This is a genomic window from Achromobacter sp. JD-1, from assembly GCF_038594925.1.
Lineage (GTDB): Bacteria > Pseudomonadota > Gammaproteobacteria > Burkholderiales > Burkholderiaceae_B > Achromobacter > Achromobacter spanius_C.
Map to the genome: position 1 here is coordinate 286469 of NZ_JBCGCS010000005.1, position 14557 is coordinate 301025.

Annotated in this window: 11 protein-coding genes; 8 read left to right on the forward strand and 3 right to left on the reverse strand. The window is 61.4% G+C overall.

Annotated features, from left to right (window positions below):
• Window positions 1-178 precede the first annotated feature (178 nt).
• The gene (locus WBR68_RS10940; RefSeq protein WP_230694186.1) at window positions 179-1192 is read left to right on the forward strand and encodes a helix-turn-helix domain-containing protein; all 1014 of its coding nucleotides are present in this window, start codon (window positions 179-181) and stop codon (window positions 1190-1192) included.
• An 18-nt stretch (window positions 1193-1210) separates the two neighbouring features.
• Here the strand turns inward: WBR68_RS10940 and WBR68_RS10945 are convergent, their stop codons facing one another.
• The 3 genes from WBR68_RS10945 to WBR68_RS10955 form a co-directional block, all read right to left on the reverse strand.
• Window positions 1211-2521 (reverse strand): MFS transporter, encoded by a 1311-nt coding sequence (locus WBR68_RS10945; RefSeq protein ID WP_050445513.1) that lies wholly within the window; start codon window positions 2519-2521, stop codon window positions 1211-1213.
• A gap of 46 nt (window positions 2522-2567) precedes the next feature.
• Window positions 2568-3194, reverse strand: coding sequence for a glutathione S-transferase family protein (locus tag WBR68_RS10950; RefSeq protein WP_230694187.1), 627 nt, complete (start codon window positions 3192-3194; stop codon window positions 2568-2570).
• A gap of 186 nt (window positions 3195-3380) precedes the next feature.
• Window positions 3381-4160, reverse strand: coding sequence for an SDR family oxidoreductase (locus WBR68_RS10955; protein ID WP_230694188.1), 780 nt, complete (start codon window positions 4158-4160; stop codon window positions 3381-3383).
• Between the two features lie 179 nt (window positions 4161-4339).
• Here WBR68_RS10955 and WBR68_RS10960 point away from each other — a divergent pair, with 179 nt between their 5' ends.
• From WBR68_RS10960 to WBR68_RS10990, 7 genes are all read left to right on the forward strand, one after another.
• Window positions 4340-4705, forward strand: a complete 366-nt coding sequence (locus WBR68_RS10960) for a winged helix-turn-helix transcriptional regulator (protein ID WP_050445516.1) — start codon at window positions 4340-4342, stop codon at window positions 4703-4705.
• Window positions 4706-4833: 128 nt separating this feature from the next.
• Entirely contained in the window at window positions 4834-8670 is a 3837-nt protein-coding gene (locus tag WBR68_RS10965) for a hypothetical protein (RefSeq protein WP_230694189.1), read from the forward strand.
• 363 nt (window positions 8671-9033) lie between these two features.
• Entirely contained in the window at window positions 9034-9321 is a 288-nt protein-coding gene (locus WBR68_RS10970) for a hypothetical protein (protein WP_230694190.1), read from the forward strand.
• 226 nt (window positions 9322-9547) lie between these two features.
• Window positions 9548-10597, forward strand: coding sequence for an alpha/beta fold hydrolase (locus WBR68_RS10975; protein WP_230694191.1), 1050 nt, complete (start codon window positions 9548-9550; stop codon window positions 10595-10597).
• 166 nt (window positions 10598-10763) lie between these two features.
• Window positions 10764-11663, forward strand: a complete 900-nt coding sequence (locus WBR68_RS10980; RefSeq protein ID WP_230694192.1) for a helix-turn-helix domain-containing protein — start codon at window positions 10764-10766, stop codon at window positions 11661-11663.
• A 128-nt stretch (window positions 11664-11791) separates the two neighbouring features.
• Window positions 11792-13477: a thiamine pyrophosphate-binding protein gene (locus WBR68_RS10985; protein WP_230694193.1), complete on the forward strand. Its 1686-nt coding sequence runs from the start codon at window positions 11792-11794 to the stop codon at window positions 13475-13477.
• A gap of 85 nt (window positions 13478-13562) precedes the next feature.
• Complete coding sequence (locus tag WBR68_RS10990) at window positions 13563-14555, forward strand: Bug family tripartite tricarboxylate transporter substrate binding protein (protein WP_230694194.1); 993 nt, start codon at window positions 13563-13565, stop codon at window positions 14553-14555.
• Window positions 14556-14557: the final 2 nt, after the last annotated feature.

A 14557-nucleotide genomic window follows, 5' to 3' on the forward strand; every position in this document is an offset into this window, starting at 1 on the left:
GGCACAACACTGCCATTACATCTTGCGGCGGCTTTTACGCCATTGACCGCAACCGCACAGCGCTTGTCCAAGAGTGACACGGCCTAGGGTAAACGGCAGGTGCGTGCGCGTTCTGCGTCGATACAATGATTTTGATTTTGCGGGCACTGGGCTCGCGCTGAAAGTCGGGTCCATCCATATGCACGTTGCCCAATCGCTTCCGCCCGCTGCCTCCCAGCAGGAACCGGACCTGAACTTCGCCCCCCGTTTTCGTCCCTTCTACGAAGCCGAACTGTCCGGCTATCAAGCCCGCTTGAACAAGCTGGTGCTTCCTGGTGATTTCCTGCCGCTTACCCTGCAACCGCGCCTGCATTTGCAAGCGTGTCGGCTGCGCGCGGGCGGCTTGGCCGTGAACCTGGAATCCACCCCCATGCGGGTCCAGCATCGCGCCGAACACGCGGCCGATGCGATGCGGGCCGAGTTCCTGGCCAGCTTCATCATTGAAGGGCACGGGGTCATCAGCCAGAACGGCGCAAGCCTGCCCGTGGAAACGGGCGACATCATTTTTCGTACGACGGCCCTGCCTTCTGAAGTGCGGATGCTGACGGATTCCCGGCTGGTCGTCATCAAAGGTTCGTTGCTGAATCTGCTGGGCATGCATTTGCAGGATATTTCGCAGTTCACCGCCCAACGCGCGGCGTCGACGCTGCCGATGGTGCGCACGGCGCACCACTGTCTGGGGCATGTGTTCTTTGAGCAAGCCGACACGGTCAGCCCCACGTCCAGCATGTTTGCCGAACAGGCGCTGATCTCTTTGCTGGCGGCCATCTACACCAGCCAGGCACTGGAGCAACTGCCCACCACCGAGCGCGGCCCCATCGAAAGCTGGCAGGCAATCACCAGCTACGTGGACACGCATATCGTCGACAGCGACTTGTCCGTCGCGGCGGTGGCCCGCGCGTTGCGGGCGTCCAGCCGCTGGGTGCATCGCTTGTTCCAGATGCGCGGCATTCAATACGGCCAGTACGTGCGCGAACGCCGGTTGGAACTGGCCCGCACGGCGCTCGTTGATCCGTGCAAGGCCCATGTGGCGGTCAAGGACATTGCGCTGTCCTGTGGCTTTCAAGATGCCAGCCATTTCAGCCGCTGCTTCCAGCAACGCTTCGGCAGCCCGCCCAACAAATATCGCGCGTCGGTTCTGGCGCAGGATTAGCGGGCTGCCGGGCTCAGCTCAAGTGGCGCGCCGTGCCGGGGTGGGCTTCATCAAGAACGCCGACGTGCCCGCAATAACGCCCAGCACGGCCAGGTAGCCGCCCACGGGCACGATGCTGTCAAAGCGCGCCACCAGCATGGCCGACACCATCGGCGCCAAACCACCGCCAATTGCCGCGGAGAACTGCACGCCGATCGACAAGCCCGAGTACCGCAGCTCCGGCGGAAACTGCGCGGCATACAGGCTGGATTGCGGGGCAATCATCATCGCGTAGTTCAAGGCCATGGCCACAAACGCCGCCACGCTGTAAGCCAGCAGCGAGCCACTGCCCACGGCCATGAAAATAGGTATCGCCATCACGCCCAGCAGCAGCCCGCCCCAGCCGCACACGCGCCGGGCCCCATAGCGGTCGCCCAACATGCCGAACACGGGAATGGTGAACGTCATCACCGCCGCGCCGTACAGCAGCGCTTGCAGCGCGTCAGACCGGTTGAAACCCAGCGTGGAAACGGCATAGGACACGGAGAAGACCAGGAAGGTGTAGATCAGCGTCACTTCGGCCAGCTTGCATCCCACGCACAGCAACAGCGCCTTGCCATGCTTGCCCAGCAATTCCGCCACCGGCAGCTTGACCTGGGTCTGCTCGGATTTGACGCGAGCAAAATCGGGCGATTCATCGATGCCTCGGCGTATCAATATCCCAACCACGATCAGCACCGCGCTGGCAAGAAATGGCAGGCGCCAGCCCCAGGACAGGAAGTCTTCTTCCGGCAGCCGCGTCACCAAGGCAAACGCGCCCACCGATAGCAAAATGCCCAGCGGCGCCCCCACCAAGGGCAGGCTGCCAAAGAAGCCCCGCCAGCGTGGCGGCGCGTGTTCCACCGCCATCAACATGGCGCCACCCAGTTCGCCGCCAAACGACAGGCCCTGCCCAATACGCAACGCCACCAGCAAGATCGGCGCCCAAACGCCAATCTGCTCATAGGTGGGCAGCAGCCCGATCAGCACCGTGCAGATGCCCATCATCAGCAGGCTCAGCGTCAACATGGACTTGCGCCCAATGCGATCCCCAAAGTGCCCGAACAGGATCCCGCCCACGGGACGCGCCAGCATGCCGCTGGCGAACGCGGCAAACGCAGCCAAGGTGCCGGTCAAGGGGTCGAATTGCGGAAAGAACAGCTTGTTGAACACCAGCGCCGCGGCCGTGCCGTACGCAAGAAAATCAAACGCTTCGACGGCGGTTCCCACCACGGTCGCCACGGATATTCGAAGCAGATTCGGCTTTTTTCCAGCCCCCACATTCACGTCCGGTCGAGAGATTGCTTCCATGTTTTTTTCCCCTGTGTGTTGTTCGTTGTGGCGTGGCGAATTTCGCTTACGTCACCTGTCCGGGCGCGACGTAGCCCGGCAGTGCTTCAATACGACGGCGCCATGCCGCTATCGCGGGATAGGCGTTCACATCAATCTCGGCCTCTTCGGCCAATGCCAGATAGCCATAGCAGGCGATATCCGCAACGCTGGGTGTGGTTGCCAGCCAAGGGCTTGCGGCAAGGCGCTTTTCAAGCAGGCTCAGCAAACGATCGGTCCGCTGTTGCAGCCCCTGCACATCAAGCATGGCCTCACTTACACCCAGGTGATGGGCGGCCTCGGCAAGACTCACCACCTTGGTCAGGCGCAGCGGCTGCAAGCTGTTGGCAATCTCGTTTGCCGACACCGATATCCACGAGACCATATGCGCGCTATGCGGCAGCGGCGCCAACCATTGCGGGGCGTGCTTCTGCGCCAGGTAAACCAGGATGGCGTGGCTGTCCCAAACCGCCAGGCCGTCGTCGTCAATCGCCGGTACTTGCCGCCACGCGCTGATGCGTTCAAACGCGTCGGTCTGGTTCTTGCGCGCCAGCACATCGATGAATTCGCGCCGATAGGGCAAATTGATCAGCGACAGAAAAAGGCGCACCTTGTAGCAGTTGCCGGATCGGGGATGGTCGTAGAGCGTGATCATGGGGAGCGGGGCGTGGCGCCTAATCAGTAACCTGCACGGGAAGAATGCGGGGAAGATGCAGGGAATGTTAGGGGCGCCCGCCCCGGCGGAATTGCCAGCACGCGCACGGGGATTGACCACAAGCGACAAAGTCTGCGGTCAGGCAAAGTGGAATCCGCGTTTGATCAGATGCCAGGGGGCCTGGCATCAAGCCGTGGGTATCGTTCCCCCGTCCACGACATACTCCGTACCCGTGATGGCGGCTGCACGGCTGGATGCCAGGAAGGCAATCAGGTCAGCGACCTCGGCGGGCTTGGCGGGCCGGCCCAAGGGGATGCCGCCCAGCGAATTCATGATGATCTGCTTGCCGCCTTCGTAATCGGTGCCCGCTTCGCTGGCCAGCCGCTGGGCCAGGGCGACGGCGGCTTCCGTCTCGATCCACCCGGGCGCCACCCGCACCACCCGCACGCCCTTGGGCGCAAGCTCCTTCGACAGGCTCTTGCTATAGGTGGAAAGCGCGGCCTTGGCGGCGGCGTATGCCGTGGTCGCTTCCGGCAGCGGCAGCGCACGCTGGATCGACGTAACGTGGACCACCACGCCACCGCCCTGCGCCACCATGCCGGGCAGCAAGGCGCGATCCAGCCGCACGGCGGGAAAGAGATTGAGCGCCAGCTCGCGCTGCCACACGTCTTCGTCCAGCGCAGCGTAGCCGCCGCCGGGCGCGGACGACCCGCCCAACACATGGACGATGACGTCCACGCCGCCCAACTTCGACGCGACGGCGCGCACTACCTCATCGCACCCCTCCACGGTTGAAAGATCCGCCAAGGCAAACAACGCGCCGCGTGCGTCCGCTGGCTCGTTCCGCGCGGTCGTCAACACCGTCGCACCCAGTTCGGCGAACAACTCAACGACTGCTTTGCCCAGCCCTTGCGTGCCGGCCGTCACCAACACGCGCTTGCCCTTCAGTTGCAGGTCCATGGTCATCAGCCAAGCTCCCAAGCAAGTGGGGCGACATTGGTCCGGCCGCCTGCGTTGAAATGGGCGCCGATGGGATCAGGTAGGGGAATAGGCATAGGTTCTCGCTAAGCGAAGTTGCGGTGCGATAATTGTCCGCACCCTACGCCCCGCCGACAAGAACGCACGAAAAAGTTAGCGACTCCCCCATGAGAAAGCAATACACGCCCGAGACCGCCGCCCGAGACGTCGAGCAGGCCATACGCTTGCTCGAAGGCCGCTGGAAACTGCTTATTCTCTTTCATCTGTTCGATGGCAAGGTCCAACGCTATTCCGACCTTGAACGACTGATTCCTGGCATCTCGCAAAAAATGCTGGCGCAACAGTTGCGGCAGATGGAAAGCGACGGGATGGTGTCGCGCACGGTCTATCCGGAAGTACCGCCCAAAGTGGAATACCGGTTGACGGAATGGGGGCAGGCGCTGTGTCCCGCATTGGATGCGATGCTGCTATGGACAGAGAAAAAGGCGGGGACGAGCACGAATGCAGAGGAAGTCCCTGCGCACACGAAGTAGGCCATCGCGAGCAAGACATGCAGCTGGCGCAGTACACCTCAAACACAGTCCGGAGAACTTCACGCTATGAACTGTCATCTGGTCTTTCTGGCGTCGCTGACCACGGCAGTAAGTGGAGACGAAACTAAATGATCTTCGAGGTCACGCCAACGCATATCGAGGCGCTCAGCGACGTTGATCTGCGCACGCTCGTGGGCTATTTAGCCGAGCGAGAAGTCGTAAATGCCGGACACTCGGCATCAACAGTGACGTATGGAGGCCATCAACTTGCGAAGGATGGTGGGATCGATGTTCGCGTAGCACTCACAAGCGGCAGGATCGACGGCTTTATCCCGCGCCTAGCAACCGGGTATCAAGCAAAGGCGGAAACGTTCAGCGCGGCGGACATTAAGAAGGAGATGTGCCCCAAAGGTGCATTGCGCGACAGCATCCGCGAACTCATCACGAGCAACGGCGCTTACATTATTGTCAGCTCCAAAGGTTCTGTCTCCGACACAAGCCTGAAGAATCGCAAGAAAGCAATGGCGGACGCCGTTGCTGATGAACCAAACTCTGAGTCGCTGTTCGTAGATTTCTACGACAAGCGCCGCATCGCCAGTTGGGTCAACCAACATCCCGGCATCATTCCGTGGGTCCGCGAGCGCGTGGGTCTGCCGATTTCCGGCTGGAGGCCGTTCCATGATTGGTCCAGTTCGCCAGAGGCTGTCGACGGCCAATACGTCCTGGATGACCGCGTGCGCCTATTCGGCGCCAATCCAAACAACAAAGGTCTAAAAGCCGAAGAAGGGATAAATCGGCTTCGCTCAATCTTGAGTGAACCTAGGGGTGTTGTACGCCTTGTCGGACTCTCTGGAGTTGGGAAGACGCGGCTTGTTCAAGCCCTGTTTGACGATCGAGTGGGCACCATACCGCTAGATAGAAATCTCGCCGTCTACGCTGATTTGGGGGACAACCCGGACCCAGTTCCGGCAGAACTCCTCAGCAGAATTCAGGCCAATGGTCAGAGGTGCATCTTGATTGTTGACAACTGCGGGATCGAGCTGCACCGAAAATTGGCCACGCGTTTGTCAAATGATAGTTCGATCAGCCTTATCACTGTTGAGTACGACATAAGTGACGATGAACCTGAGAACACTGATGTCTTCAAACTCGAACCAGCATCAAAAGATATCATCGAGAAGATTCTCAGGCCTAGATATCCAAATCTCTCCCCACCGGAAATTCAAACTATCGCGGACTTCTCAGAGGGAAACTTCAGAATCGCGTTGGCCCTCGCGAACACTTCTAACGAAGGGCAATCACTAGCAAATCTGAAAGATTCCGAGCTCTTCAATCGATTGTTCCGACAAAAAAAGGGTGACAATCCCGCTCTGCTTCGTGCGGCTAAGGTCTTTTCGTTGGTTTACTCCTTTGATGTCGAAACAATGGAGGGTAATGATGCGGAGCTACCCCTGCTCGCCACGTTGGCAGGACAATCCGTCTCTGACCTGCACAGCCACGCAGCAGAGTTGAAAAGGCGTCAGCTCATTCAGGCCCGCGCGCGGTGGCGCGCGCTGTTACCCCACGCTCTGGCGTACCGGCTCGCGAAGCTCGCGCTAGAAGACTTACCGGCCCGCGACCTTAAGGCGTTTATTCAGAACTCACCTGAAAGGCTTCTGAAATCGTTATCACGCCGCTTGGGCTGCCTTCACGACAATTCCCCTGCACAACATATTGTGAGCGAATGGCTAGCGAGCGGCGGCATGCTTGCGGAAATCGCAAATCTCTCGCCCTTTGGGATGGTGGTGCTCGCCAATGTCGCGCCCGTACATCCTAAAGCAGTGCTGAATGCCATCCACAGCACGGCAATGAAGAACGACCAGTTCTTTGACAACAATCCGAATGCCGATGCTCTAGTTGAGCTTCTTCGCTCTATTGCCTACGAATCCGAATTTTTTAATCAAGCAACCGGACTGATCGCCCAGTTTGCACGGTTGAAGACCAAGTCCAACAACATGAGCGAAGCGATCAACGTATTTAGATCGCTTTTTCATATCTATCTATCCGGGACGCATGCGCCGCCGAAGCAGCGAGCTGATTTTCTCCGAAAACTAGCAGAACATGAATCTGAACTGGATCAGGCCGTAGTTCTAGCAGCGTTCGATGCGATGCTTCAGGGCGGCCATTTCTCTTCTTCCTATAGATTCGAATTTGGCGCGAGGAAGCGCGACTTCGGTTACCACCCGACAACCTACAACGAACAATGGGATTGGTATGCCGAAACCTTCTCGTTAGCAGATGATCTCTCGAAAATTCCGGCAATAAAGGCACGGGTTAAGTCGAAGATCGCCGCCCATTTTGACGTTCTTGTCCCGCTGGTTCGGCTCGATGACTTGATCGCACTTGCCGAGCGTTTCGTCGATGATGGAGGATGGCCAGAAGGTATGGTTGGCGTTCGCGCCGCATTGCGCAAGGCAACGAGAGCCACGAACAATGAGGGGATAAGTAAGCTATCGAATCTGGAGCTAAAGGTGGCCCCAAGGACGCTGACGCAGCGGATAGCATGCTACGTACTTCCCGCACAGTGGAGTCCGCTTGACCTCGCGGACGTCGATGTCGATGATGAAAGACGTCACGAAAAAACGCTGAAGAGAATCGACGAGATTTGTGAAGGTATTGGAATTGAGCTTGCAGCGAGTCTCGACGATCTCCGGACCCACCTTCCAAAGTTGCTCACTTCGCCATCGGATCGAGTTTTCAGCGTCGCCAGATGGATCGGAAAGCACTCCGTGAACCCTGATGAGGTTTGGAAGATTATCGAGGACGCTGTTCTCAAGCCTGAACGTGGCGACAGGTTGTATTCGTTCCCCGGCGGCTTTCTGCTAGGGTTATCTGAACGGGATCGCGCATGGACTAACAAGCTTCTCGATACAGCGCTCGCCAACCAAGACTGGCACGTATTTCTGCCTCACATGCAACGATGCGTGGGCGTCGATAAGGTCGGCAGCAGGCGACTAATTGCTGCCATTTCACTGCCCGAGTTCCCAGTACGGGCTCTGAGGAACTTGGCCGCAGGACGATCAACGGATGATTTGGAAGGAAACGACTTCAAGGCTCTGCTGGCGGCATTAGCCGCCAGGAACGATAGCCTGGAAATAGCGATAGAGATCCTCTACGTCCGCTTACTTTCCGTGAGATCCGACACTCGGCCCGTTCTCGATGTCGAAAAGGAAGTAGCTAGAGATCTGCTTTGCAGAGTTCCTTTTGATCAGAACAAGGATCGAGAGCCTCACATGCTTGCGGACATTGTGCGGCGTTGCCTAGTCAATCCGGAAGACGCCGAGCTCGCCAAGAGAATCTGCGTACGACTCTTCGACGCGATTGCAGAATGGAAGGTATCGCCTTGGGACTACCGCGAAGTCATAGCCGAGCTAGCGGGGATTTTTCCGCGAGTGGTCCTGGAGGCCGCATTGGAGCCGGAGAACGACGACTCCGGCGCTCGTCTCGAATCCTTTGGGAACATTCGAGACGACGGCCCGTGCCCGCTTCGGAAGGTCGCAGACGAGGAGCTTCTCCGATGGGCGCAAGAAAAACCGGAGACGCGATTTCCTGCGATTGCGGCAGCCATCCAGGGCTGGGGCGGGCCGAAAAGTGCGCAGAACCCAAACATCGCGCCCGATGATGATGACCCGAATGGAGCACTATGCTGGACGCCGACGGCATTGAAGCTTATTCATGGCGCGCCTGATCCGGTTGCCGTACTGCGGGAGTTCGCTGCCCATTTCAGACCTTCCGGTTGGAGCGGATCGCTGGCTGACATCCTTTCCCGTCGAGAAGCGCTGTTGGCAGGACTCGCGGACGATCCAGATCAACGAATTCGGGATTGGGCAAAAACTGCCATGCCAGAATTGCGTGAAGAGGTCGAGAAAGCGAGGCAATGGGAAGCCAACCTCGACCGGGAACGAGATGAGCGCTTCGATTGGTAGGCAATCATCCGCGGCTTCGGTGGAATACCCGCAGCAAATTTCAGCCATCAATACCTCGAAAAATGGCAACGACTGTGCCAAGCATCAGTGCCAGACAGCGTCCACCCGGTCATACCTCGTATACTTCCACCCGCGACCGCAACAACGGGCGCCCGGGATGACAGCCGGCACTAACAACGGCGAACAACTCGCCGCAGCAATGCGGCTTTTTGTTCGTAGGCCTTTGCACGCCTCTATGGGCGGGCCTTGGCTGGGGCACGCTTGCGTGCGCCGGTTTCCGTTGTTACCGGTCTGTCACCCGGCCTTGTGCCCGCCCACCCCGAATGACAGCGGGGCGCGGGCTTCCAAACGACGGAGGCCGCATTGGATAGTCATCCCTACACTCATGATCGCTGGACCATCAGCGACGACCCGGAACACGGCGTCGTCCGGCTGGCTGATATCTACCTTATCGACAGAAGCGTCCAAGCCATCAAAGCCATCGTGCGCATCGTTGGCAACCATTACTCGGATACTGACGGTGACCCCGCAGGCGCGCTCGACGCATGCACGGCATCCGACCTGATGGGCGGGGCGGAGAGCCTTTGCGACCACATTGCAACGCTAACCGAAGGCATGCTGGATCGGGCAAGGGAATCGAGTCGGCACTGAGCCGCAGTGGGAGCCGCAGTGGGAACCGCCTGAGCTCACAGGCGGCTCCTACTTCGCATTGACGTGCGGAGGATAAGCAGTGCATCCACGATTGAAATCACCCTTTTTGCATCGCACTGTATCCGCCCCTGGGCACCATACATTCCGACACCCAACGCCATCGCGCAGCCCCTATAAATCGTTCGCAGCAAGCCCAACCCCGCGAACTTTTCAAAGAGCATTCACGATGAAGAACCCCATCGACCCGCAACGCCGCCGCCTGCTTGCCACGACATCGACGCTGGCGGCCGCCAGTCTGCTGAACCTTGCCGCAAGCGGCAGCGCTTTGGCCAAGGCAACACCCTCATCCTCGAACACCGCAGGCGGTGGCGGCGCCACGCCGTTCAGCGATATCCGCCAGATCCGCGCGGGCACCCTTGATGTGGGCTACGTGGACGTGGGACCGGCCAACGGCCCCGTCGCCGTCCTGCTGCACGGCTGGCCCTACGATATCCACGCCTTCGCCGACGTGGCGCCCCGGCTTACCGCCGCCGGTTACCGCGTGATCATTCCCTATCTGCGCGGCTATGGGTCCACGCGCTTTCTGTCATCGGACACGCCTCGCAACGGCCAACAGGCGGCCATTGCCGTCGACATCATTGCGCTGATGGATGCGTTGAAGATCGAACGCGCGGTCATTGCCGGCTTCGATTGGGGTGCGCGCACCGCCGACATCATGGCCGCGCTGTGGCCCGAACGCTGCCAGGCGCTGGTCTCGGTCAGCGGCTACCTGATCGGCAGCCAGGAGGGCAACCGCAAGCCGCTGCCGCCGCAGGCGGAATTCCAGTGGTGGTATCAGTTCTACTTCGCCACCGAGCGCGGCGCGGCGGGCTACGCCGCCAACCGCGACGGCTTCAACAGGCTGATCTGGCAACTGGCGTCGCCTCAGTGGAAGTTCGACGACGCCACCTTTCAGCGGTCGGCGCAATCGTTCGACAATCCGGATCACGTAGAGATCGTCATCCACAACTACCGCTGGCGCCTGGCGCTGGCGGAAGGCGAAGCGCAGTACGACGATCTGGAAAAGCGCCTGGCAACGATGCCGAAAATCAGCGTGCCCACGATCACGCTGGAAGGCGACGCCAACGGCGCCCCGCATCCGCCCCCCGCTGCCTACGCCAAGCAGTTCACCGGCAAATACGAGCACCGCACCATCACCGGCGGCATCGGCCATAACCTGCCGCAAGAGGCGCCCCAGGCGTTTGCGGAGGCCCTGCTTCAGGTGGCGGGACGCTGATGTGACGGGCGCCGGGCCGTTTCTTGGCCCGGCGTTGATCTCCCGTCCCACGTGCAGTCAGTATGGGGATTGGTTCGCGGTGCGGTGAACACAGCCATCAACGCTTTTTGCCTTTATCATGGCAAAAAAAGAGCCGCCCCCCGCGCGCCATCCAGGAGACTCCCGCTTGTCCGCAGGCACACCCACGCCCTTCCCCGCACCGTTTCCCACCTTTGAAACCTCCGATTTCTCGGGCGAGGGTTCGTTCTATTTCGATCTGGTGCGCCTGCAAGACCGCGACGATATACCGCGCGGCTTCCTGCACCGACACAACTACTACCATCTGCTCTGGATGAGCGAGGCCAGCGGCACCCACATGCTGGACTTCGAGCAGCACGAGGTGCGCGACCACTCGGTGTTTTTCCTGTCACCCGGCCAAATCCACGCCTGGACGTCTTCCGTGAAGCCGCGCGGTTATGTGCTGAACATCAGCACGGACTTCTTCGCGCACATGTTTCCTCGCGCGGACGACATCGCCAAGTTTCCCTTCTTCCACCTGGCGGGCGGCTCGCCCGCCATTTATCTGTCGCGCGAGCAGCACGACGGCATGCTGCCGCTGCTGAACGAAATCGAACGCGAAACGCGCGACCGCCAGACCGGGCGCTTCGACGTGGTGCGCTCTTACCTGCTGATTCTGCTGACGCAGTTGCGCCGCCTCTACCCGGCTGACGAACGCGAGACGGCCGCCGGCCCCAGCTATTCACTGAGCAAGCGTTTCACCATGCTGATCGAGGAACACTATCTGGAATTCAGCGCCATCCGCCAATACGCCGACGCGCTGTGCGTCAGCGAACGCCAGCTTAACGAGGCCGTCAAGCGGAGCGTGGGGCGCACGGCCAGCCAACTGGTGCAAGAGCGCATTGCGCTTGAGGCCAAGCGCCTGCTCAGCAACACGGGCTTGAGCATCAACGAGATCGCGTTCCAGCTTAACTTCGAAGACCCCTCCTACTTCGCACGCTTCTTCAAGAAGCACACCGGCAGCACCGCCGGCGATTTCCGCAAGAAGTACGACCGCCCCATCGGCTGACGGCCGCGCCGGACGGATCCGCGAAAAAGTGCAATACAAGCTCTGATCTGTCCTAACGCGCCCGGCGCCGGGCTGCGTACAGTTCATCCAGACCCAACCCGCCGCCTTGCGGCCTGATTGAAACTGCGATGAACGACACCCCAACATTGATGACGGGCGGCCAGCATGTGGTGCGCGCGCTGCTGGAACACGGCGTGGACACGGTATTCGGCGTGCCCGGCGAAAGCTATCTGGACGTGCTGAACGCGCTGTACACGGAACGGGAGCGCATCCGCCTGGTGTCCTGCCGCCACGAAGGCGCGGCCTCGTTCATGGCCGAAGCGCACGGCAAGCTGACCGGTCGACCGGGCATCTGCATGGTCACGCGCGGCCCCGGCGCCACCAATGCCAGCATCGGCGTGCAGACGGCGTTTCAGGATTCCACGCCGCTTATCGTGCTGGTGGGCCAGGTGGGTAACGACATGGTGGAGCGCGAGGCGTTTCAGGAAATCGACTACCGCCGCATGTTCGGGCAGTTCAGCAAATGGGTGGCGCAGATCGACAGCGCCGCGCGCGTTACCGAATACATGAACCGCGCGTTCTCGGTAGCGATGTCGGGCCGGCCCGGCCCCGTGGTGCTGGCGCTGCCCGAGGACATGCTGACTGAATTGGCCGCGCCCCAGGACTGCGGGACGATTCAGTTTCCGCAAGCGCATCCGGCGCCCGATGCGCTTGCCGACATGCGTGCCCTGCTGGCCGGCGCGCGGCGGCCGCTGATGCTTGTGGGCGGTTCGGGCTGGACCGATGCGGGCCTGGACAGCCTGGCCCGCTACGCCAGCCGCAACGGTCTGCCGGTGGCGTGCTCGTTTCGCCGCCAGGACCTGTACGACAACCACCATCCGCAATACGTGGGCGAAGTGGGTATCGGCGTCAATCCGGAACTGGCCGAGGCCGTGCGCCGCGCCGACGTGATCCTGGCGGTGGGCGCGCGGCTGGGCGAAATGGTGACGGGCGGCTATACGCTGCTGCAATCTCCCGTGCCCAGGCAGACGCTGATCCATGTGCTGGCCAGCCCGGAAGAGTTGGGCCGGGTGTATCAGCCCACCGTGAAAATACAGTCGGGCCTGAACGCCTTCGCGGACGCGGCCGCCGCACTGGACTCGCTGGACGCGACCCCGTGGCGCGGCTGGCTCGACGAACTGCGGCAGAGCTACCTGCGCTACACCGAACCGCCCGCCACCGCGCTGCGCATGGACCCGGCACGTGTCATCGTCGCGCTGCGCGAAGGGTTGGACGCGCGCGCCATCCTTACCAACGGCGCGGGCAACTACAGCGCCTGGGCGCATCGCTACTACCGTTTCAGCCACCCTCGCACCCAGCTTGCGCCCACCAGCGGCGCCATGGGCTACGGCGTGCCCGCCGCCATTGCGGCCAAGCTGCGCCACCCCGAACGGCAGGTGGTCTGCCTGGCCGGCGACGGCTGCTTTCTGATGACCTCGCAAGAGCTGGCCACCGTCAAGCAGCACCGTCTGGCCATCGTCTTCATTGTGTTCAACAACGGCATGTACGGCACGATCCGCATGCACCAGGAAGTGCACTACCCGGGCCGGACCATCGGCACGGACCTCTGCAACCCCGACTTCGTGGCCTACGCGGAATCGTTCGGCGTGCCCGCCGAGCGAGTGGACAGCCACGAAGGCTTCGCGCCCGCCTTGGCGCGCGCGCTGGATAGTGGGTCGCCGTATTTGATCGAACTCAGTCTGGACCCCGAGGTGATCACGCCTCGGGCCACCCTGACCAGCTTGCGCGAAAAGGCGCGGCTTGCCGCTTCCTGACGTTCAGGATCGGATTGCCGCGCGCCGGCCGCAAGCACGGCGCGCGGCGCAAACATAAAAAAATATCCACATCTGGAGAGAGACTATGAATACCCCCTTGCGCCCCCTGCGGCGGCTGGCCGTGGCCGCGATGCTGGCTGCCGCGACCCTAGGCGCCACATCGTTCGCGGCATCCGCCGCCGACTACCCAGAACGCCCCCTGCGCATCATCGTGCCCTTTGCCGCGGGCGGCGCCACCGACGTAATCGCCCGCACCGTGGCGCAGTCCATGTCCACCCGCCTGGGCCAACCGGTGGTGGTGGAGAACAAGGCAGGCGCCAACGGCAACATCGGCGCCGTCATGGCGGCGCGCGCCGAGCCGGACGGCTACACCCTGCTGATGGCCACGTCCAGCCACGCCATCAATTCCACGCTCTATCACAAGCTGGACTACAGCCTGACGGGCGACTTCGCGGGCCTGTCGAACCTGGCGTCGGTGCCCTTGCTGCTGGTGGTGAACCCGTCGGTGCCGGCCAAGACGCCCGAGGAGCTGGCCGCCTACGTCAAGGCCAACGGCAACCGGGTGAACTACGCGTCGGGCGGCACCGGCACGGCGTCGCACTTGGCGGGTGCCCAGTTCAATTCGCTGGTGGGCGCGCAGATGACGCACGTGCCGTACAAAGGGGGCTCGCAAGCGCTCAATGACCTGATGGGCGGCCAGGTCCAGATCATGTTCGCCAACCTGCCGGAAGTGCTGTCGCAGGTGCAGGCCGGCCGCCTGACGCCGATTGCCGTCACGGGCCAGCAGCGCCACGCCGCGCTGCCCAACGTGCCGGCGTTTTCCGAGACTCCCTACCCGGCCATGAACGCCCGCTCGTGGTTCGGCCTCTTCGTGCCCGCGGCCACCCCCAAGCCCGTGGTGGAAAAGCTGTCGCAGGCCATCACCCAAGGCGTGGCCGACCCCGCCGTGCAGGACAAGCTGAAAGGGCTGGGCGCCGACCCCGTCGGCGACGGCCATGCCGCCTTTCAAAAGTACGTGAACCAGGAAGTTGAGCGCTGGAGCGTGCTGGTGAAACAGTCCGGCGCCACGGTCGACTGACG

Excerpts from the sequence above, each read along its gene's own strand:
- WBR68_RS10940 (WP_230694186.1), top strand. The coding sequence starts at position 179 with ATGCACGTTGCCCAATCGCTTCCGCCCGCTGCCTCCCAGCAGGAACCG.
- WBR68_RS10975 (WP_230694191.1), top strand. The coding sequence starts at position 9,548 with ATGAAGAACCCCATCGACCCGCAACGCCGCCGCCTGCTTGCCACGACA.
- WBR68_RS10950 (WP_230694187.1), bottom strand. The coding sequence starts at position 3,194 with ATGATCACGCTCTACGACCATCCCCGATCCGGCAACTGCTACAAGGTG.
- WBR68_RS10965 (WP_230694189.1), top strand. The coding sequence starts at position 4,834 with ATGATCTTCGAGGTCACGCCAACGCATATCGAGGCGCTCAGCGACGTT.
- WBR68_RS10960 (WP_050445516.1), top strand. The coding sequence starts at position 4,340 with ATGAGAAAGCAATACACGCCCGAGACCGCCGCCCGAGACGTCGAGCAG.
- WBR68_RS10955 (WP_230694188.1), bottom strand. The coding sequence starts at position 4,160 with ATGACCATGGACCTGCAACTGAAGGGCAAGCGCGTGTTGGTGACGGCC.
- WBR68_RS10990 (WP_230694194.1), top strand. The coding sequence starts at position 13,563 with ATGAATACCCCCTTGCGCCCCCTGCGGCGGCTGGCCGTGGCCGCGATG.
- WBR68_RS10945 (WP_050445513.1), bottom strand. The coding sequence starts at position 2,521 with ATGGAAGCAATCTCTCGACCGGACGTGAATGTGGGGGCTGGAAAAAAG.
- WBR68_RS10985 (WP_230694193.1), top strand. The coding sequence starts at position 11,792 with ATGAACGACACCCCAACATTGATGACGGGCGGCCAGCATGTGGTGCGC.